20 protein-coding genes are annotated in these 19,255 nt (G+C 46.0%); 8 read left to right on the forward strand and 12 right to left on the reverse strand.

What is annotated here, in order from left to right; genetic code table 11:
• Nucleotides 1–47: 47 nt before the first annotated feature.
• The gene (locus V2H45_RS09070) at nucleotides 48–836 is read left to right on the forward strand and encodes an NACHT domain-containing protein (protein WP_330483313.1); all 789 of its coding nucleotides are present in this window, start codon (nucleotides 48–50) and stop codon (nucleotides 834–836) included.
• Nucleotides 837–1,023: 187 nt separating this feature from the next.
• Here the strand turns inward: V2H45_RS09070 and V2H45_RS09075 are convergent, their stop codons facing one another.
• From V2H45_RS09075 to V2H45_RS09085, 3 genes are all read right to left on the reverse strand, one after another.
• Nucleotides 1,024–1,395 carry a type II toxin-antitoxin system PemK/MazF family toxin gene (locus V2H45_RS09075; RefSeq protein ID WP_330483314.1) on the reverse strand — a complete coding sequence of 124 codons (372 nt, stop codon included), beginning with the start codon at nucleotides 1,393–1,395 and terminating at the stop codon, nucleotides 1,024–1,026.
• 6 nt (nucleotides 1,396–1,401) lie between these two features.
• Nucleotides 1,402–1,653 (reverse strand): hypothetical protein, encoded by a 252-nt coding sequence (locus tag V2H45_RS09080; RefSeq protein WP_330483315.1) that lies wholly within the window; start codon nucleotides 1,651–1,653, stop codon nucleotides 1,402–1,404.
• Between the two features lie 474 nt (nucleotides 1,654–2,127).
• Entirely contained in the window at nucleotides 2,128–3,489 is a 1,362-nt protein-coding gene (locus V2H45_RS09085) for an NAD(P)/FAD-dependent oxidoreductase (protein WP_330483316.1), read from the reverse strand.
• A gap of 250 nt (nucleotides 3,490–3,739) precedes the next feature.
• On the opposite strand from V2H45_RS09085, the gene V2H45_RS09090 reads away from it, so the two are divergent.
• Nucleotides 3,740–4,369: a Crp/Fnr family transcriptional regulator gene (locus V2H45_RS09090; protein WP_330483317.1), complete on the forward strand. Its 630-nt coding sequence runs from the start codon at nucleotides 3,740–3,742 to the stop codon at nucleotides 4,367–4,369.
• Between the two features lie 169 nt (nucleotides 4,370–4,538).
• Here the strand turns inward: V2H45_RS09090 and V2H45_RS09095 are convergent, their stop codons facing one another.
• The 5 genes from V2H45_RS09095 to V2H45_RS09115 form a co-directional block, all read right to left on the reverse strand.
• Nucleotides 4,539–5,093, reverse strand: a complete 555-nt coding sequence (locus V2H45_RS09095) for a 50S ribosomal protein L25/general stress protein Ctc (RefSeq protein ID WP_330483318.1) — start codon at nucleotides 5,091–5,093, stop codon at nucleotides 4,539–4,541.
• 108 nt (nucleotides 5,094–5,201) lie between these two features.
• Nucleotides 5,202–6,515 carry an adenylosuccinate synthase gene (locus V2H45_RS09100; protein WP_330483319.1) on the reverse strand — a complete coding sequence of 438 codons (1,314 nt, stop codon included), beginning with the start codon at nucleotides 6,513–6,515 and terminating at the stop codon, nucleotides 5,202–5,204.
• A gap of 93 nt (nucleotides 6,516–6,608) precedes the next feature.
• Nucleotides 6,609–7,043 (reverse strand): hypothetical protein, encoded by a 435-nt coding sequence (locus tag V2H45_RS09105; RefSeq protein ID WP_330483320.1) that lies wholly within the window; start codon nucleotides 7,041–7,043, stop codon nucleotides 6,609–6,611.
• A gap of 171 nt (nucleotides 7,044–7,214) precedes the next feature.
• Complete coding sequence (locus tag V2H45_RS09110; protein WP_330483321.1) at nucleotides 7,215–7,514, reverse strand: DUF4351 domain-containing protein; 300 nt, start codon at nucleotides 7,512–7,514, stop codon at nucleotides 7,215–7,217.
• A gap of 62 nt (nucleotides 7,515–7,576) precedes the next feature.
• Nucleotides 7,577–8,077, reverse strand: coding sequence for a phosphoribosyltransferase (locus V2H45_RS09115; RefSeq protein ID WP_330483322.1), 501 nt, complete (start codon nucleotides 8,075–8,077; stop codon nucleotides 7,577–7,579).
• A gap of 285 nt (nucleotides 8,078–8,362) precedes the next feature.
• On the opposite strand from V2H45_RS09115, the gene V2H45_RS09120 reads away from it, so the two are divergent.
• The 5 genes from V2H45_RS09120 (at nucleotide 8,363) to V2H45_RS09140 (ending at nucleotide 14,596) form a co-directional block, all read left to right on the forward strand.
• Entirely contained in the window at nucleotides 8,363–10,099 is a 1,737-nt protein-coding gene (locus V2H45_RS09120; RefSeq protein WP_330483353.1) for a diflavin flavoprotein, read from the forward strand.
• Nucleotides 10,100–10,195: 96 nt separating this feature from the next.
• On the forward strand, nucleotides 10,196–11,161 hold the full coding sequence (locus V2H45_RS09125) for a hypothetical protein (RefSeq protein ID WP_330483323.1): 966 nt from the start codon (nucleotides 10,196–10,198) through the stop codon (nucleotides 11,159–11,161).
• Between the two features lie 84 nt (nucleotides 11,162–11,245).
• Nucleotides 11,246–11,944 carry a Uma2 family endonuclease gene (locus V2H45_RS09130; protein ID WP_330483324.1) on the forward strand — a complete coding sequence of 233 codons (699 nt, stop codon included), beginning with the start codon at nucleotides 11,246–11,248 and terminating at the stop codon, nucleotides 11,942–11,944.
• Complete coding sequence (locus tag V2H45_RS09135; protein WP_330483325.1) at nucleotides 11,934–13,637, forward strand: diflavin flavoprotein; 1,704 nt, start codon at nucleotides 11,934–11,936, stop codon at nucleotides 13,635–13,637. Before V2H45_RS09130 ends, V2H45_RS09135 begins: the two co-directional genes overlap by 11 nt.
• A 119-nt stretch (nucleotides 13,638–13,756) precedes the next feature.
• A complete protein-coding gene (locus V2H45_RS09140) occupies nucleotides 13,757–14,596 on the forward strand; it encodes a sulfurtransferase (RefSeq protein WP_330483326.1) in 840 nt (279 codons plus the stop codon).
• Between the two features lie 76 nt (nucleotides 14,597–14,672).
• Here V2H45_RS09140 and V2H45_RS09145 read toward each other — a convergent pair whose 3' ends face one another.
• The 3 genes from V2H45_RS09145 to V2H45_RS09155 all read right to left on the reverse strand — a co-directional run bounded on the left by V2H45_RS09145 (nucleotide 14,673) and on the right by V2H45_RS09155 (nucleotide 16,143).
• Entirely contained in the window at nucleotides 14,673–15,269 is a 597-nt protein-coding gene (locus V2H45_RS09145) for a peroxiredoxin (RefSeq protein WP_330483327.1), read from the reverse strand.
• Nucleotides 15,270–15,441: 172 nt separating this feature from the next.
• Entirely contained in the window at nucleotides 15,442–15,687 is a 246-nt protein-coding gene (locus tag V2H45_RS09150; protein ID WP_330483328.1) for a hypothetical protein, read from the reverse strand.
• Between the two features lie 114 nt (nucleotides 15,688–15,801).
• The gene (locus V2H45_RS09155) at nucleotides 15,802–16,143 is read right to left on the reverse strand and encodes an ArsR/SmtB family transcription factor (protein ID WP_330483329.1); all 342 of its coding nucleotides are present in this window, start codon (nucleotides 16,141–16,143) and stop codon (nucleotides 15,802–15,804) included.
• 98 nt (nucleotides 16,144–16,241) lie between these two features.
• Here V2H45_RS09155 and trxA point away from each other — a divergent pair, with 98 nt between their 5' ends.
• A complete protein-coding gene (trxA, locus tag V2H45_RS09160) occupies nucleotides 16,242–16,565 on the forward strand; it encodes a thioredoxin (RefSeq protein WP_330483330.1) in 324 nt (107 codons plus the stop codon).
• A 179-nt stretch (nucleotides 16,566–16,744) separates the two neighbouring features.
• Here the strand turns inward: trxA and recJ are convergent, their stop codons facing one another.
• Nucleotides 16,745–19,228, reverse strand: coding sequence for a single-stranded-DNA-specific exonuclease RecJ (gene recJ, locus V2H45_RS09165; protein WP_330483331.1), 2,484 nt, complete (start codon nucleotides 19,226–19,228; stop codon nucleotides 16,745–16,747).
• Nucleotides 19,229–19,255: the final 27 nt, after the last annotated feature.

Consider the following 19,255-nt stretch of genomic DNA (forward strand, 5'->3'; position numbering starts at 1 on the left):
CTTCTCTCTTTTTATTTTCGTTTTTCGTCTCTGACTGATTTTTAGAGGTGCCCTCTAGTCGAGATATCGCAGAAATATCGATCTTAGAAAATTTTGAGGTTGTAAAATTTAAGGATATCGAATTTGCAGGTGAAAACTGTACTATTAAAGAATTTATAGAAAAAAGAATGAAAATCGTTCTAGGCAAAGAAAGCTTAAGAATTCAATCAACTGTAGAGGAAATTTTAAAAGATTTGAAAAATGAGGAAAACCAGTTAAACGCACTTGCTACTAACCCACTGATGCTTGCGATGATTTGTATCGAATACGCTGCGTATTCGGAAAATCAGAGTAGAAAATCAAAGGGGTTATCATCTACTTGGCATATCGTTCAAAGGGCTGTAAAAATCTGGATAGAAGAATGGAATCGAGAATTTTGGAAAAGTCAGAAGGAAAATGATAATAATCCTATTTCCATAATTTTTATATATGAATTATTGGAATATATTGCATGTCAAACCATAGAGGAAGAAGTCTTGAATATATCAAGAAGTAGATTAATTAAGTATATCCGCAATTTCGTAAAAAAATATTACGAGTGGAGTGACAACATGAGAATTGATAGACTTGCACAACTGATTTTTCAATTCTTAAAGGATACTTACGGATTTACTCTAATTAGTGAAGATGATATTTACTCTTTCCCACACACCATCTTCAGAGATTTTTTTGCTATTCGATACATTTACAATAATTCCCAAGATTTAGATGAATTCAAAAAAGATGTTGCTAAAAATATTTCTAAATGGCAAACTATTATCAATAAAGCAGATAACTTCCCAAAAGAATTTTGTTAATGAAGATAAACGATAGCGTTTTGAGTTTGTGAAGGTTGAGAGTGTGATCGGGTGTTGAGTTTGTGTGAGGTGATCGCTGTTTTGGTGTTGAGGGAATAAGCGATTGGGGTTATGAGTGAAGAGGGAGCGCTCGCTGTTTGATGTTGAGATTTAGGTGATCGCGCTTTAGGTTTGGCGACTAACAACTTTATTGCTGCAATCCTAAAATTTGTCTCAATCCCTCAATAATTGGCATATATTCAACAGAAGATAAACTACCTAAATAGCCTATAACCCTCTGCATATCTACAGCACGTATTTGATCGCATAAAGCTACTGACGTTTGAGTTAATCCCGCCGTTCCAGCCTGAATATTCGGATATAGCGTAGGATTTTTTCTTGCCCAAACTCCAAACTGTGTAGTTAATGGAACTACGATCGCAACTAGATAGCGCACATCACCTGATGGCACACCAATAATAACAGCAGGTCTTTTTCCCTCCTGTTCGTGACCTCTAGGATTATGAGATGGAAGATTAATCAGAATAACATCACCACATTTGAGAGGTTGATTAGCCAAAATCCTCTATCCTTCCTTTATCACTAAACCAACACCAGACAAATATTCCACAGGTTTTACGCTCGGAATTCCTCCTTCTCCCCAATCATACTCAGGTAGATCGCTTACCAAATCAGTTTCTAACCAAGATTGAGATTCCAAATCACTAACAGGAAAATTTTGTCCCTTTGATAATTCTGTCGCCAAAAACTGAATAGCTTTAAGCTTATCGTAGGGGTGGAGTTTTTGAAGTGCAGGCAGTAACTCAGTTAATGACATAGCCATAAATTTTGAATAACTACTTTTTCTTTATTTTACCTGCGATCGCGCTTTAGGTGTGGTGCGAGGCGATCAGGTTGAGGTAGGGCGAGAGGCGATCGCATTGATCGAGAACATCGTCTAGTTTAACCTAAGTTCGGATTAAGGATTTCGGAACAAAGCAAGCCAACTTACTGGAACCGAAGGGTTTGATCCCCCTGCCCTATCGGGCATCCCCCTTGAAAAAGGGGGACAAGTGAATTCTCCCCCCTTTTTTTAAGGGGGGCTGGGGGGGATCCTTGGGATATATAGCGTTTCAGGTTTTCTTATCCCGAACTGACGTTAGTTTATGAAGTTCTAGAGGATAAAATTAGGATTTTTGCTTGTCGTTATCACTACTAAAAAATGACAGCTATTTTTTTAGTAGTGATTTGGCATAAATATCATTCTCGGTATTCATTCCAAACAGAATGGAGCCAATGCTAACAGCAATGACTAGCTGGGTTTAATTCCTTCCATTTCTTCCATTACCTGAAGGTATTGACCTGTAATCAAACGAGCGCCGCTCTTACGGGTGAAATAGTTGTATCCCCATTGCAAGAGCACGATCAGTTGATTATCAAACTCGACAAGATAGAGAACGTGTAGGAACGTCCAGATTAACCAAGCAAAGATGCCTGTAACGCGAATAAATCCCCAATTGACAACGGCTTTATTGCGACCGATTACCGCTAAACTACCGAGATCGCGGTAGCGAAACTTGGGTGCGGGTTTTCCTTTGACCCGCGATTCGATCAAACGGGCGACAAATTCACCTTGCTGCATGGCAACAGGCGCGACACCGGGTAAGGGCTTATCGCCTTGGTGGGCGTAGTTCGCCAAATCCCCAATCACAAAGATATTAGGATATCCTGCGATCGCCATATCTGCCTCTACGGTAACGCGACCGACGCGATCTAAAGTTACCCCCGTGCGATCGGCAAGGGTTTTGCCCATTGCTGAGGCTTTGACACCCGCTGCCCAGAGAATTGTTTTAGCTTCCACATGCTCGACGCGATCGCCGCAACGATAAGTCACTACATGGTTTTCAATATTCGTTACAAGGGTGCGGGTCTTTACCTCTACGCCTAGGGCAGTTAGGGATTTCTCGGCAGCAGCGGACAACTCAGGCGGGTAGGACGGAAGAATGCGATCAAAGCCTTCAAGCAACAGAATCTTTGCTTCTGTCGTGTCAATACCTGTGAATTCGTCCTTTAAGGTGTGGTTTGCAAGATCGGCCATTGCCCCTGCCAGTTCTACCCCTGTAGGCCCACCACCAATCACCACAAAGGTTAGTAACGCCTTCCGCTTTTCGGGATCGGGTTCTTTTTCGGCAACTTCAAATGCTCCCAGAATGCGGCGGCGCATATTGATCGCATCTTCTACAGTTTTGAGTCCGGGGGCTAAATCTGCCCATTGTTCGTTGCCAAAATAGTGATGGCTGACGCCCGTTGCCACAATTAAAGAGTCGTAACTTAACTCTTCTTTGCTGGCGAGGATGACTTTTTGAGCTTGGGGATCGATGTCTGCGACTTCAGCCATCAAAACCGTTGTGTTTTTTTTGTTAGCCAAAACTGCCCGCAGTGGTGAGGCAATGTCGGCAGGCGAGAGCGTACCCGTTGCGACTTGATAGAGGAGGGGCTGAAACAAATGGAAGTTACGCTTATCGATCAGGGTAACTTTGATCGGTAGTTTTGCTAGCTCTTTGGCGGCATAGAGTCCCCCAAACCCGCCACCCACGACGATCGTATGATGTTTGCGATCTACTGAGGTTTCATGGATAGTTGCTTTTGTGCTTTCTTTCTGGATTGTGAGCATCATTTACCTGCTAAATACGAGTCTTGTAAGCACGAATTCCCTGCTGCCGTTTGTACCTGAGACCAATGCCTGTGAAAAATTACAAACAGATATTACAAATTATGATCAATTCCTTTGAAAACATTGGTATTCAGGGAAACTTTTTTTGATTTGGTGCTGTTTGGGATCGAAAGCTTTACCTGCTCAATAGCTGCTCTTAACCTCGTCTTAAGTCAAGGCAATTAGTATGGGTATGTGTACTAGGATACCTATGACCTACCTTTTAAACTCCGAAGCAGCTTTCCGATTTGACTGGCGGCGATCGCTAGAAGAAATCTACCGAGGCAGAAATTTATCTTTCTTTGAGAGCAGCCAATCGATTCCCATGCATAGCCATGAGGTCTGGGTTGTCTGTCGGGGAGTGGTTCAACTGAGTACATTACATCCCAGTGGGGATGAGGTTTTAGTGGGTCTGGCTTTTCAGTCGATGCCTTTTGGTTTGCCCCTCACGATGCTAGAGCCTTATCAAGCGATCGCCTTATCAGATGTCGATTTAATGCGCTTCACCATGACTGAAATTGAGGAATCACCCGAACTCTCCCTCAGTATTTTTCGCCACCTCAATCGTCGCCTGCAACAGGCTGAGTCAATGCTAGCTTTGGTTAGCAACAAACGGGTAGAAGATCGATTGCGAGAAATCTTGCTATTTCTAAAGAAAGAAGTCGGGCAACCTACTGATGGCGGTATGAGGCTCAGCATTCGATTAACCCATCAACACCTCGCCAATGCGATTAGTAGCACTCGCGTCACCGTAACTAGAGCGCTAGGTCAACTACAGGCAGACGGCTGGTTATGGATCGATCGCGATCGCCATATCGTCATTGCTGAAGAGGCTGTCTAGCGATCGCTTGGAAAAATTCCACTATAGAAAAGACGGCTACCAATCTTAAGATTAGTAGCCGTCTTTTTATTACTTATATTCCCGAAACTTTTTGGGTAATCAAATCTACCCAAAAGCCGAACTTGGTTCCCCTCTCCTAACAGGAGAGGGGTTAGGGGAGAGGTGATTTCTATTTCTTGAGGATAGTCACAACCAAAGGAGTGGTATCGGTAATGGGCACAACGCCCTCTGGGAAAACGAGGTCGCTAATGTGAATCCCTTCGCCTACATTGAGGTTTGTGATGTCTACTTCAATGGTTTCAGGTACGCTGTTGGGGGGGCAAGAAACGCGAACGGCTTTCATCGTCACATCCACAGAGCCACCACCGACTTTTACGCCCACGGGAACACCCACAAAGTGTAGGGGAATTTCTACTTCTACGCTGGTTTGGGCAGCGATCGAAAAGAAGCTAAGGTGATAGACCTCATTTTTGTAAGGGTGGTGCTGTACTTCTCTTAATAGGGTATTGCCCTTAAAGTCACCATCCGCAATGTTGAGTTCGACTAAGGTGTTGTTAATTACTGCGGTACGTAGCAAGGTAAACACATCTTTAGCATCTAGGGAAATGGCTGTAGATTCAGAGCCTTTATGACCGTAGACGGTTCCGGGGATTTTGCCCGAACGACGCAGGGCACGAGGGGTATCTTTGGGAGAACGGGTTTGGGATTCGATAGTAAGTTGCATATCAGTAGTCAGGTATCAGGTATCAGTTATGGGCAAGTCAGTTAGCAGTTTCTTGGTGACTGTTGGCTGATTTTTTAGACATTTGTCGTTTAGACATTTAGTGTCTGTTTAGACATTTAGCAGCCCACGTTTGGGCCCATGAATGGGGTCTTCTACGATAATCGTCTGTCCTCGACTTGCACCAAGGGAAACGATCGCGATCGGAATCTCCATTAATTCTGCTAAAAACTTCAGGTAAGCTCTTGCTTCTGTGGGTAATTCGGCAAGGGTTTTGCACGCATTGGTTGGTTTGCGCCAACCAGGGAGCGTTTCGTAGATGGGTAAAGCACGGGCAAAAGCACGAGAGTTACTAGGAAAATCGCGTACGACTTGACCATCAAGCTCGTAGGCAATACATACTTTGATTTCGTCTAGTTCATCTAGTACATCCATCTTGGTGATTGCCAAACAGTCCAAACCGTTGATTCTGACTGCATACCGCCCAATTACGCCATCAAACCAGCCGCAACGACGTTGCCGACCGGTCGTCGTGCCAAACTCTGCACCGCGATCGCAGAGCAAAGCCCCAGTCTCATCATTTAACTCAGTTGGGAAAGGTCCCTCACCCACTCTGGTTGTGTAAGCTTTCGCTACGCCAATGATGCGATCGATCATCGTAGGCCCAACCCCAGCGCCGATGCAAGCACCCCCTGCTACGGGATTAGAGGATGTGACATAGGGATAGGTTCCGTGATCTAGGTCTAGGAGCGTACCCTGTGCGCCCTCAAACAGAATATTGCGCCGTTTTTTGATCGCCTCGTCAATTTTAAGCGAAGCATCCACCACATGGGGACGTAATTGCTCGGCGTATCCTTGATATTGCTCGATCACTTCCTTGGGATCGAGTGGTGGCAGGTCATACAGCCTGTCTAGAATAATATTTTTTTGCTCTACTGCCCAGCGCAGTCGTTTTGGCAAAACTTCAGGATCCATCAGATCGAGTACGCGGATACCAATGCGATCGGCTTTGTCTGCATAGGTTGGGCCAATGCCTCGTCCTGTTGTGCCGATCTTATGCTCTGCTCGTTGCTTTTCGGATGCTTGATCGATGAGGCGATGGTAGGGCATCGTCACATGAGCAGTTTCAGCAATAAACAGGTTGTCTGTCGTCACCCCAAGCTGCTTAAGCTGTGCCAGCTCCTCTAAAAGGATCTTGGGATCGATTACCGTACCGCTAGCAATGATGCAGTCGGTCTCAGGATATAAAATCCCAGATGGGATCAGATGCAATTTAAAGGTTTGGTCGTTAACAACTACGGTATGCCCGGCATTAATACCACCTTGATAGCGCACTACAACATTTGCAGAACGACTCAGCAAGTCTGTGATTTTGCCCTTACCTTCGTCGCCCCACTGCGCCCCAATAACAATTACGTTAGCCAAGAGTTTAAATTAAGTTCTTAATAAAGAAAGATCTCACAAATATCTAGTATTGCCAGATAAGGGATCTCTTGTCAATCACGATTTTAAGTACTCTTAACTTAGATCGCCGATCGCTTTCAGCCACTTCATAATATCTTCACCATCTCCATCTGGTTCGGGTGTACAGATTCGGCGCGACTCCAATAAGCCCAGTTCTTGGCCTTCTTTTCCTACGGTCAAATAATGCGGTGCCAGATCGTCAACGTACCACCAGTCTTCAGAGAAGTCGATGCGATCGCATCGATGTTCTGGGTCTTGCACTAAGGTGGTGACTGACCGAAACCATTCTAGATCGGCAAAAGCACCTCGGCAAAGCTTAAATAGTGCAGCGATCGCTTCGTAGGGAATACCTGCCTCTTTGAGCGTACGAGCGTTCTGCGCGAAGTTGCCGACGCATACCAACTTCTCAAATCCTAAGCTACGAATCGCTACTTCCAATTGTCCGTTAGCAAGACGTTCTTTCACTGCTTCGCCTGACTGAAGTAGCACAGTTCCATCAATTATCGAAGTAAAGCGATCGCATACAATCCTGTACTGGTTTCGCTCGATTGTAATATTCTTTTAGGTGAGCTGCCGATCTTGATGAGGAGTTTCAGACTGCGATCGAGCAGGGAAATGTGATTATTTTAGGGAAGTCAAAGCAGGCGATCGCTGACATTCCTAGCGAAGCTTCAACCATGCCTCCAAGTCGGAAGTATGCTCAAAATCTAGTAAGGCTTCAGCCAGTTTCTCTAATCGCGCCGAGGTGAGCTTCTCAATCTTTGCAGCGATCGATGGTGACACTACTCCAAACTTTTTGGTCAATAATCTTAAGATAATCGTTACTTGACCGCGTTTTTCACCAAGCTTTTCGCCCTCTTGTCTGCCTTCTTGCCTGCCTTCTTGCCTGCCTTCTTGCCGACCTTCTTCTAGAGCCTCCTGATAAACTCTTGTTTTCTTTAAGTCGCTTAGCGTAAACATTGCTTGCACCTCATCTCGACTCATTTGCGGAAACTTATACACCAGAACAGTGTCATGATGTTTTAGGGAAGTAAATCCTCTGGTTTTATCTGTTCGTAACGTCCAAAGGGTTGATGAATCCAAGGACTATCAGAGAGATAATCGACATAAAAATCTGGCGCAATTACCGAACATGCCTTATACCAAAGCACAGCGGTTTTGACATCCGCGATCGCATATTCAGGATGTTGCTTTAGCCACACCAAAGTTTCCTTTAACGTCACGCCCGAATCCACCAGATCGTCCACGAGCAGGACGCGATCGCCCAATTGCTTGGTTGACATCGTAATACTTCGGGCAAAATGTAATTCCCCCCTAACGTTCCCCTCTTCTCCACTGTAAGAAGACACCGAGAGAATCGCTAACGGACGGTTGTAAATGCGAGAGAGAATATCCCCGATTCTGAGTCCTCCCCTTGCCAGACAGAGAATTTGGTTAAATTCCCATTGCGATTGATAAACTTTGACAGCGAGTTGTTCGATTTTGGCGTGATAGTCGTCCCAAGAAATATGCAGTTCGGTCATGGTTCTATTCTGGTAAAGCAACTGCTTGCAGGGCAGTTAGATAAGGGGTGTGAAGATTGTGACATAATACGATCGCATGTTTAGTGAGTATTAATACTCATCTAAGGATAGATTCTATTCTATGCAAATTAAGATAATAATAGATTTCTGTAATGTGTACGATCGCAATTACTGATTAGACTCAGTTTGCCAGAAGCATTACACTGGAAGCATATTCATACGATATCCAAACTATTCATTCGTCCCGATTCAAACACAGGTTTAAAAATTACAGGAGGCAAAATCATGGTAGCTGCTGTGGCAAATCCAGCCAATTCTGAAGCAAAGGCACGCAGATTGACGATACAGGTCAGTGAAATTGCTCCTGATACGACCACACTGCGATCGCTTGACTGGGACAGAGATCGGTTTGATATTGAGTTTGGCTTGCAAAATGGCACGACCTACAACTCCTATATCATTCGCGGCGAAAAGATTGCGCTGGTCGATACATCCCATGCCAAGTTTCGATCGCTCTACCTCGACACGCTCAAAGCCAATATTGACCCTGCCACGATTGACTATTTGGTGATCAGCCATACCGAACCCGATCATAGCGGTCTAGTCAGCGATATCTTAGCGCTTGCGCCCAACGTCACCGTTGTCGGCACAAAAGTCGCCTTGCAATTTCTCAGCGACCTAATTCACCAACCCTTTAAGCAACAGATTCTGAAAAATGGCGACCAAATAGACCTAGGGAAGGGGCATATTTTGCAATCTGTGAGTGCGCCCAACCTGCACTGGCCCGACACGATGCTCACCTATGACTATGGTACGGGGGTGCTATTTACCTGTGACGTGTTCGGGATGCACTATTGCAACGAGCCTACCTTTGACGAAGATCTCAAGGCGATCGCCCCCGATTATCGGTTTTACTACGACTGTTTGATGGGCCCAAATGCGCGATCGGTCTTGGCTGCAATGAAACGCATGGATGAGTTGCCCAAGATCGACATCATTGCCAACGGTCACGGGCCTCTGCTGCGCTATAACGTGGTTGAGTTGACTGGCAATTATCGCAAATGGAGCCAAGACCAGACTAAGGGAGAAACCACCGCAGTGGTCTGTTACGTTTCAGATTACGGTTACAGCGATCGCCTATCACAAGCGATCGCCAAGGGCATTATCAAAACAGGCGTAGCTGTAGAAATGGTCGATCTCAAAGCCACCGATCTGCAAGAAGTGCGCGAACTGGTCAGTCAAGCTTCGGGTGTCGTCCTATGTACCTCTCCAGAATCCCATGAGACCGCGCAGACTGCCTTAAGTACGATTATGGGTGTCGCTAAAGAGAAACAAGCCTTTGGGATTTACGAAGCATTCGGCGGTGAAGATCAGTCCATCGATCTGCTCAATAATAAATTTAAAGATCTGGGCTTAACGCCTGCGTTTCCGATGATTCGCGTCCGAGAGCAGCCCCATGAGTCCACCTATCAGCTTTGCGATGAAGCGGGTACGGACTTAGGTCAGTTGCTCAAACGCAAAGAAACGATTAAGCAAATGAAAGCGATCGATGCCGAGCTCGATAAGGCATTGGGACGGATTGCAGGTGGGTTGTATATCATCACTGCCGCTAAGGGCGAGGTCAAGAGCGCCATGCTTGCCTCATGGGTTGCCCAAACCAGTTTTAAACCCCTAGGCCTATCGATCGCCGTGGCAAAGGATCGGGCGATCGAGTCTCTGATGCATGTCGGCGATCGCTTTGTGCTGAATGTTCTAGAAGAAGGCAACTATACAAAACTGATGCAGCATTTTCTCAAGCGGTTTGCCCCCGGTGCCGATCGGTTTGAAGGTGTGAAAACCCAAGCCTCCACCTCTGGTTCGCCGATTTTGACCGATGCGCTGGCGTTTATGGAATGTACGGTGGTCAGTCGTATGGAGTGCAGCGATCACTGGATCGTCTATGCCACCGCCGATGCTGGGCGCGTTTCTAAGGCAGATGCACTTTCGGCAACACACCACCGTAAGGTTGGCAATCACTACTAAGGAATGCAATCATAGGGACTGAATGTTTAGATCGATGCTTTGCTCGATCCTAAATCTAGGATTGTCAGTCACAAGTTCAGTCAAAAGGAGGATCTGATGTCAGCCGTAAATCAACAAGAAGTCTTAGCCAGCTTTAAATTACTTGTGTGTATGGCAAATGCAGACGGTAAATTACTGGATGAAGAACGCAATAGTATTACCGAAGCCTTTTCGGAAATCCAACTGCCAGAGGGTGTGACGGTCGAAAGTCTACTGTCAGAACAAGTGGAAGTCGATGAACTTCTGACCCATATCACCAGCGATACAGCTCAAGAGTTGGCTTATCAGTCGGCCTTTGCGATGGCAAATATTGACGGTGACTGTAGTCCAGAGGAACAAGAGCTGCTCGAAAAAATTGGTGCTACCTTTACGACCTCGCGTCTCTGGGGTAAGGAAGAGTGGCTCAAAAACCTTCAGCGCAAATCGAGAAAGTCGTCAATTTCGCAGCAAGTACAGCAAATCACCGATCCTGTAAAGCGAGAAATCGAAGTTGAAAATGAGATCACGGATGCCTGCTTTTTTAATGCCGTCCTCGGTGCTTTCCCATTGCCCGGAATCTCGATCGCCTTTGACGTTTATATCTATTGGAATCAATTAGATTTGGTGCAATCGATTGGCGAACGTTGGGGCTACGATCGCGCCCACCAGAGTGCAGATTTAAAAAAGGCTCTATTTGGCAGTCTGGGCATGACGGGCACGCGCATTGCCGTCAGCAACTTAGCGAAGTTGGTTCCCGTCTTCGGTATTGTCGTAGGCGCAACTACAGCCTTTGCTAGCACTTGGGCCATAGGGAAAGTCGCCAATCAATACTTTGCTAGTGGTTGCGAAATGGATGCCTTTCGCTTAAAGGAAGCCTTTAAAAACGCCAAGAAAGAAGGAGAATCTGTCTATAAAGATAAAGCCGACGCGATCGCTGCCAAGCAAAAGGAAATCGAACCCCAGGTAAAAGCCCTCAACGAAGACCTCGCCGCAGGTCGCATCACCCAAGAGGAACATCAAGCAAAACTCCGCGAGTTGGTTTGACTTCTAATCCAGTTCCCTCCCCTTGGTAAGGGGAGGGCTAGGGTGGGGTAATCCCCCTCATCAGAATTCAGTCAGTGAAAAATCATGGTCAGTACAGCCCCATCTCCAGTCGTCACAGCAACCCCACCGCTTCCTAACGCCCAAAGAGTTTATGTCCATAATCTCAGTTGGGATAGCTACCAACAGATTTTAGAAGCGATGGGCGACCACCGTTATGCTCGCTTAACCTATGACGAAGGTACATTGGAGATTAGAATGCCCTTAGAAGGACATGAGAATTCTGGAAGACTAATAGAACGCCTGATTATTATTCTAATTGTCGAACTCGGGCTAAAGGTCAAGACTATGGGATCGACTACACTCGATCGCCCAGATTTATTGAAAGGTACTGAACCCGATAACGGCTACTACATTCAGAATCAACCCAAAGTTGCTGGAAAAATCGTCGATCTGCAACAAGATCCCGCCCCTGACTTGGTTGTGGAAGTCGATATTACCCATACAGATATTAACAAACCTGCACTCTACGCCCAGTTAGGTGTTTCGGAGTTTTGGCGATACAACGGACGCTCACTTTACATCTATCAGCTTCAGGATGGCAAATATCAAGAGGTAGAAACAAGCCCCACTTTCCCATTGATTGAGAAGTCCACACTGTATGATTTTTTGTCACAATGCCAAATTGATGAAGTGGAAGCGGAAATTGCTTTCCGAGCTTGGGTTCGCGCCCAAATTCAACAACGTAAACCAAATTCTATGGAGTCTATAGAGAATGCAAACTAAACCCCGCGACGTTCAGGTGTTTTCGGTTGGTGCAGAAACCTTAGCTATTCGCTCTAGAAGCTGGAATCGCCTCCGTTTTGAGATTGAATATGCCTTAGAGCGCGGCACTACCGCCAATTCTTTTTTGATTCAAGCGGACAAAAATGCTTTAATCGATCCTCCCGGTGGCACGTTTACAGAAATCTATTTGGACGAACTCAAACGACGCATCCATTTGAAGTCGATTGATTACGTCGTGTTAGGACATGTCAACCCCAATCGGATCGAGACCATCAAGGCTCTGCTGGAGTCTAACGATCGCATTCAGTTTGTCTGTACAAATCCGGGCGCGATCGCTTTACGTAATGCCCTCACGGACTGCGAACCACAAATTAAAGTGGTGCGAGGGGAGGAAGTCTTAGATCTAGGCAAAGGTCACACGCTGCAATTTATCCCGACCTCAACACCGCGATACCCCGATAGCCTCTGTACCTACGACACCAAGACCCAGATTCTCTATACAGATAAATTGTTTGGCGCCCATATCTGTGGCGATCAGGTATTTGACGAAGGTTGGTCTTCTTTCTTAGAAGATCGGCGCTATTATTTCGATTGCTTGATGGCAAATCAGACCCGTCAAGTTGAAGCCGCACTGGATAAAATCGCAGATTTCCCAGCTAGTTTTTATGCGCCTGGCCACGGCCCAATGTTGCGCTATGGATTGCACGAACTCGTTAATCTCTATCGGCAATGGAGCGAAGTTCAAACTAAGCAAAATATCTCTGTGACGCTGCTCTATGCTTCTGCCTATGGCAATACGGCAACCCTAGCCAATGCCTTAGCAGCAGGAATTATCAAAGCAGGTGTGGCGGTTGAGTCGATCAACTGCGAACATGCCACTCCCTCTGAAATTAAAGTAGCAGTAGAGAAGTCGGCAGGTTTTCTGATTGGTTCTCCCACACTGGGCGGCCACGTTCCTACACAGGTACAGACAGCTTTAGGAATTGTCCTTGCTACAGCGACCAAGAGTTACTTAGCTGGAGTATTTGGTTCCTATGGCTGGAGTGGCGAAGCCGTAGACATTATTGCCAATAAGCTACAGGATGCTGGCTATACCTTAGCTTTCGATCCGATCCGAATTAAGTTCACGCCCACGCAGGAGACCCTTCGCTTTTGTGAAGAGACGGGAACGGATTTTGCCCAGGCATTAAAGGACTCCAAAAAAGTTCGCACGACGCTCAATCCCGGAAGTACGGTGGAACAAGCGATCGGTCGTATCGTCGGGCCTTTAAGTGTGGTTACCGTTGCCAAAGGCGATCTCTCCACAGCAATGCTGGCTTCTTGGATTTCGCAAGCCACATTCAATCCACCCGGACTGACCGTAGCAGTTGCTAAAGAACGCGCGATCGAATCTTTTATGCATGAGGGCGATCGCTTTGTGGTCAATATTTTGGAGCAGGGCAAACAGGTTCGCAAGCAGTTTATGAAAAAGTATGCCCCCGGCGAAGATCGGTTTGTGGATGTTGCCCATGAGACAGCCAGTAATGGCGCTCCCATCCTTAAAGATGCACTTGCCTATTTAGAATGTCGCGTCGATCAACGCATGGAATGCGGCGATCACTGGCTTGTGTATGGCGTGATTGAAAATGGTAAGGTCATGCAACCGAATGGGCTTGCTGCCGTTCATTATCGTAAATCTGGAAGCCACTATTAGGGATTGGCTTCGGCTCAGTTCGGCAACGCTCACCGAGCTTCTCTCAACTAATAGCTAAGGTTATTTAGAATATATGGATTTGAAAATTGCTATGTTTTGCCTAGTCACGAACTGCTTTCATGGTTAAGAATTCCACTCCCGATCTAATTGTCTCTGCGGAATGGCTGCGATCGCACCTTGACGATCCTCAAGTTGTGATTGTCGATTGTCGTTTTTCCCTTGCCGATCCTGAGTTGGGGCGGCAGCAATACCTTGCTGGGCATATTCCCAACGCCCATTATCTCGACCTCAATCGAGATTTATCCAGTCCCGTACAAAAGCATGGTGGGCGGCATCCATTACCCAATCTAGAGCAGTTGGCAGCAAAATTTTCTAAAATGGGTATTCGCTCTGGGGAGAATCCTACGTTGGTAATTGCCTATGATGATTCGCGTTTTGCTTTTGCCTCGCGCCTTTGGTGGTTGCTATCCTATCTGGGGCACGATCGCGTTGCACTTCTAGATGGTGGCTTTACGGGGTGGAGCAACGCAGCCTATCCCATTTCGACAGAATTGCCAGTTCCATTAAAAACACCCGTGGACTTCATTCCGAACCTACAAAGCGATCGCGTTGTCGATATTGAGGTTGTAAAAGCGAAAAAAGATTTGCCGAATGTGGCGTTGGTAGATTCTCGCGAAGGCGATCGCTACCGAGGTGAAAGGGAACCGATCGATCCGATCACGGGACATATTCCTGGGGCTGTAAACTATCCTTGGCAAGAGGTAACGGATAGTCAGGGCTATGTTTTGGCGGATCGGCGATCTCGTTGGCAAGCGGTAGAGGATAGGGATGAGATTATTGTCTATTGCGGTTCTGGGGTAACTGCTTGCGTGAACCTACTCTCGCTGAAATTAGCTGGACTTGAGACAGGCAAACTCTATGCGGGCAGTTGGAGCGATTGGTGTTCTTATCAAGCGTAACGATTAGCTTCAAACACTGAAGGGGCGATTTATAATCGCCCCTTAAAATATGCAAAATAGAACTTAACCGATAGCTTTAGCCTAGTGCTGCAAAGTACTCTTTGGAACCCTTAGGATCGGGCTTCATGGTTGCCTTTCCTTCTTCCCAACCAGCGGGGCATACTTCATCGGGGTGAGATTGTGTATACTGAATTGCTTTTAAAGTACGCAAGGTTTCGTCAACGCTACGACCAAAGGAGAGGTTATTGATGGTTGCATGCTGAACAATGCCTTCTTTATCAATAATGAAAAGACCGCGTAATGCGATACCTGCTTCTGGAACGAGCACGTTATAAGATGAAGCGATTGATTTTGTTAAGTCAGCTACAAGAGGGTAATTAAGGTCACCTAATCCGCCTGCGGTGCGATCGGTTTGAATCCATGCTAGGTGTGAGAATTCACTATCCACTGAAACACCAAGAACTTCTGTATTTAGCTTTTCAAAGTCGCTGTAGCGATCGCTAAAGGCAATAATTTCTGTGGGGCATACAAACGTAAAATCTAGAGGGTAGAAAAAGAGAACGACATATTTACCCTTGTAATCAGACAGCTTGATTTTTTTAAATTCTAGATCGACGACAGCTGTTGACTCAAAGTCAGGCGCAGCCTGTCCCACACGCAAAGATTCAGTCATGGTTCAAATCCTTAAAAAATTACAAAATGAAATGCTTACGTAGGTTAACACTATTTAACAATAACATAAGCTCACTCGTAATCATAATGACTTTGTTTAATACCACAATCCTTCTCGCGGTATATTCTCCAGCTTAAAAGCTACTGAAAATACCAAAACTTAAACTCAAAAATTAGTCGTCAGGAAACTGCCAACACAGAATATATTCGACTTTAGAACTGCCGCAACGACAGGTAGTTTTACTCGAGGCAACCCACTCATAACCACAACTATGACAGTGAGAAAAAACATTGTGTTGATTGGCAATTTCGATTTTGGTGCGCCACTCGTTTAGCTCTGCTTGAGAGATATGTTCTGAGCCTCCAGATTCTAGATTTTGGGCTTCAGGGTTTTGAGAAAATGAAAATGATTCTGTCATAGACTAATCAATGAATGTAAGAGAGGTTTGCTCGAATGCTTGGTGGGTTGAGTAAAGCTGAAGCCTAATGCTACGGAAAATTTGCAATTAAAACTTTTGACTAAACTAAGGTCATCAAGGCTTTTCAGGTGTTTTATCTGGACAAGTAGATGACTGATTTGCCGACCTTAATATCGTATCAAGCAGATCTGGGAAAAGCGCATCTAGTTCCGATCGCCGTAAAGAGTTGATATGTTGCGTTCCTTCTTTACGGTAATAAAGCACGCCTGACTCGCGCAGGACGCGAAAGTGATGAGACATAGTTGACTTAGCGATTTGGCAATCTAAAGCAGCACAAGGTTGCTCTCCTTTTTCGGCAAGTCGTTTGACAATTTCTAGCCGTATCGGATCGCCTAGGGCATAGAGAACCCCTGCCAAGGAAATATCTTTTCTGTCTGGATGATATACCAATCTCATACTTGACATTATTGCATAAAATCTTCTATAGTTTAATAGTTCGATAAAATCGAATAACTAGGCAGTCAAAATAACATCCTTAAATCAGGAGACTAACAATGTCATCCGTCATACAGGTTACAGATTCTACATTCAAACAAGAAGTTTTGGATAACGAACTTCCAGTATTGGTAGATTTTTGGGCGCAATGGTGTGGACCTTGCAAGATGGTTGCTCCCATTGTTGACGAACTTGCTACCCAATATGAAGGTCAGGTAAAAGTGGTCAAACTGGATACAGACCAAAACTCAGCGATCGCGAAGGAATATGGTATTCGCAGTATTCCCACTTTGATGATTTTCAAACAAGGTCAGAAGGTAGATACCGTTGTGGGTGCTGTACCAAAAACAACGCTGATCAATGCGATCGATAAACATCTATAAATCGATCCCTATCTTCCGTGAGAGTAGAGCATTCGTGTAGATGTGTCTTGATGAAAGAGTAACTCTTGACACGAATGCTTCGCATATTCCTCTTGCAATCACACTTCGCTTTTCGCTTTCGTTTTTAGTGTAAGCCTGTATCGTCATGGAGCCTGCTTATGGTTCAACCAATTAGGGAATCAATTCTGGCAAATGTTTGATAGTTTCTCAATGGAGCAGGTATACCAGTTTTGCAAATGTTGTAATTCGCGATCTAAAGGATAAGTGGAAGGAAAATCGGGGCAAGGATAGCCCAGTTGTCGTAGGGCTGACACAATGGTGCAGGGAGCCACCCACCACTGCTGCGCCAGATCTAATAAGTTGAGCCGGCAGTATGCATCCCGTAGGGAATCGCTTCCCACGACCAAAGCAGCTCGCTCTAAGATTGACTCGGATGTAGGGATTTGAGGAATTTGCGAGCCGACATAAATGGCTTCGGGTTTTGCCAACGCAATCAGCCAACGTAAATGGGTGGCTGAAGGGGGTAAGCTCCACAGCACAAGGGAAGTGTACCGACGACGCGGGCGATCGCAATCGACATCCCCTTGAAATAGATGGGCAGGGCGATCGTAGCCATAGAGCAAGATCGGTCGAGCGAGGGGTTTACTTGCCTCCGCCAAGGTTTGCCATTTGGGAACTACTTCCAAATTTGGTGCAGGTTTATAGTCTAGAATCGGTTGCCAATCCTTGCGAGCGAATTCCATCCGCGTGGAATTCACAGCATAGTCATTATCTTGACTGGTATCTTGACTGGCAGTACGAATTCCAATGACTTCCAATTCCACAGAAGTCGTATCTTGCCACTGATTAGCCCGTAGTTTGTAAGCCAGATCGACGCGATCGGGAATTGGACAGTATTCTCCCCAACGCCAAGCGATCGCTTTAATTTTCTCCCCATTTCCTTTATCGAGTTCGAGGGCGAGGTGTTTGGTTTTGTCTTTGCCGCGACGTTGCTGAGCCAGCACCCGCACATCACGACTGTAGAATACGGGATCGGAGTTGCCAATACCGCAGGGTTGAAGGCGATCGATTTCTTGTAACAGGGTTATGGAAATATGACCGAGATCGGCAAGCACATCCACTTCGATCAGTGGTTGAATATGTTCGGCTGTGACCGCTTCGCGATCGGCAAATTCTCTTAACGCTTGACGCAACAGATCTAGATTGGCAGTGGAAATCGAGAAACCGCCCGCTGCTTTATGTCCACCCCCCTTGTCGCGAATGGATTTGATGAATTCCAAAGATTTGAATACGTGAAATTCGGGAATGCCGCGTACAGAGAAGCGAGTTTTGCTGTGGTTCTCCTCTTGGTTCAATTCCGAATCTTCACCAAATTCCAACGCCTCATCTTCCACACTGCCGATAAATACAGGTGCGCCATATCTTTCCACCAAACGCGAGGCAACAATACCAATTACCCCATGATGCCAACCTGCTTCAGCGGAAAGAGATTCCGTTTTGGTATTCTTTTTGGTTCCCTTAGGCTTGGCTCGATCTGCCAAGAATTTTTTGACTTCGCGATCGACGACAACTAAAACCTTTTCTTGTTTTAAATCGAGTTCTTTACTTTGAATTTTGGCAGTGATGTAAGCGATCGCTTCCTGTTCGATTTCAGCGCACTTAATTTGTCGTTCCCGATTGGTGGCTTCGCATTCTTGCGCCAAGACGATCGCCTGCCCCATTTCTTCGGCAGTTAGCAGATCGATCACGGTTCTAGGATCGCCAATCCGCCCCACTGCATTGATGCGCGGGCCTAAGCCGAATCCGATCGCTTCGGGTTTTAACCCCGTTTGTTTCTCTTTGACAATACCAGACTCATTAATTAAAGCCGTAACGCCCAGCAATTTCGACTGTGCCAAGAGGCGCAACCCTTTTTGGACGAGGCGGCGATTAATTCCTGTCAGCGAGGCAAGATCGGCGATCGTGCCCAGTGTAAAAAGTTCTAGTAAGGGATCGGCGAGTTCGGCTCGCTTGCCGAAGCGATCTGCCAATTCTAACGCCAAGACATAGGCAACCCCTACCCCTGCGATTGTGGCGTAGGGCGAACTGGGATTGACTTTATATTTCGGATTTAAAATTGCTGTGGCGGGGGGTAATTCAATCGGAATATCGTGGTGATCGGTGACGATTACCGATGTACCCAGACTTTCTGCCAAAGCGATCGCATCGTAGGCGGCGATGCCGTTATCGACCGTAATCAGTAAAGTCACCCCTTTGCTATTTAGCTCTCTGACAATGCGATCGTTAATCCCGTAGCCCTCGGTCATACGGCTCGGAATGGCGTAGTCAGCCTGTGCCCCCAATGCCCTGAATGTCCGAATTAACAAGGCTGTGCTGGTCATGCCATCGACATCATAATCCCCACAGATGGCGATGCTTTCTTGGCTGCGAATAGCTTTCTCAATGCGATCGAGGCTGGGAATTAAGTCCTGAAATTCGTCTTTGGGGTCGGGTAAAAGCTCGCTGTCTGGCTCTAAAAAACGCTGGGCTAATTCGACCGTATCCATGCCCCGATTGATCAATACCTGTGCCAGCATTGGCGATAAGCCCGTTGAAGTGGCGATGAACTCGGCTAAATAAGGCTGAGGTGAGAAAATCTGCCAACGCTGATTAGGTAAAGTCATGCAAGCAACTATATAATTGTTAAACTA

Origin of the sequence: Tumidithrix elongata BACA0141, assembly GCF_036349135.1 — a bacterium.
Lineage (GTDB): Bacteria > Cyanobacteriota > Cyanobacteriia > Pseudanabaenales > Pseudanabaenaceae > Tumidithrix > Tumidithrix elongata.

What these genes read in the sequence shown, in the direction of transcription:
- V2H45_RS09080 (WP_330483315.1), bottom strand. Translation starts at nt 1,653, where the DNA reads ATGTCATTAACTGAGTTACTGCCTGCACTTCAAAAACTCCACCCCTAC.
- V2H45_RS09085 (WP_330483316.1), bottom strand. Translation starts at nt 3,489, where the DNA reads ATGCTCACAATCCAGAAAGAAAGCACAAAAGCAACTATCCATGAAACC.
- V2H45_RS09090 (WP_330483317.1), top strand. Translation starts at nt 3,740, where the DNA reads ATGACCTACCTTTTAAACTCCGAAGCAGCTTTCCGATTTGACTGGCGG.
- V2H45_RS09095 (WP_330483318.1), bottom strand. Translation starts at nt 5,093, where the DNA reads ATGCAACTTACTATCGAATCCCAAACCCGTTCTCCCAAAGATACCCCT.
- V2H45_RS09110 (WP_330483321.1), bottom strand. Translation starts at nt 7,514, where the DNA reads ATGTTTACGCTAAGCGACTTAAAGAAAACAAGAGTTTATCAGGAGGCT.
- V2H45_RS09115 (WP_330483322.1), bottom strand. Translation starts at nt 8,077, where the DNA reads ATGACCGAACTGCATATTTCTTGGGACGACTATCACGCCAAAATCGAA.
- V2H45_RS09120 (WP_330483353.1), top strand. Translation starts at nt 8,363, where the DNA reads ATGGTAGCTGCTGTGGCAAATCCAGCCAATTCTGAAGCAAAGGCACGC.
- V2H45_RS09125 (WP_330483323.1), top strand. Translation starts at nt 10,196, where the DNA reads ATGTCAGCCGTAAATCAACAAGAAGTCTTAGCCAGCTTTAAATTACTT.
- V2H45_RS09130 (WP_330483324.1), top strand. Translation starts at nt 11,246, where the DNA reads ATGGTCAGTACAGCCCCATCTCCAGTCGTCACAGCAACCCCACCGCTT.
- V2H45_RS09135 (WP_330483325.1), top strand. Translation starts at nt 11,934, where the DNA reads ATGCAAACTAAACCCCGCGACGTTCAGGTGTTTTCGGTTGGTGCAGAA.
- V2H45_RS09140 (WP_330483326.1), top strand. Translation starts at nt 13,757, where the DNA reads ATGGTTAAGAATTCCACTCCCGATCTAATTGTCTCTGCGGAATGGCTG.
- V2H45_RS09145 (WP_330483327.1), bottom strand. Translation starts at nt 15,269, where the DNA reads ATGACTGAATCTTTGCGTGTGGGACAGGCTGCGCCTGACTTTGAGTCA.
- V2H45_RS09150 (WP_330483328.1), bottom strand. Translation starts at nt 15,687, where the DNA reads ATGACAGAATCATTTTCATTTTCTCAAAACCCTGAAGCCCAAAATCTA.
- V2H45_RS09155 (WP_330483329.1), bottom strand. Translation starts at nt 16,143, where the DNA reads ATGAGATTGGTATATCATCCAGACAGAAAAGATATTTCCTTGGCAGGG.
- trxA (WP_330483330.1), top strand. Translation starts at nt 16,242, where the DNA reads ATGTCATCCGTCATACAGGTTACAGATTCTACATTCAAACAAGAAGTT.
- recJ (WP_330483331.1), bottom strand. Translation starts at nt 19,228, where the DNA reads ATGACTTTACCTAATCAGCGTTGGCAGATTTTCTCACCTCAGCCTTAT.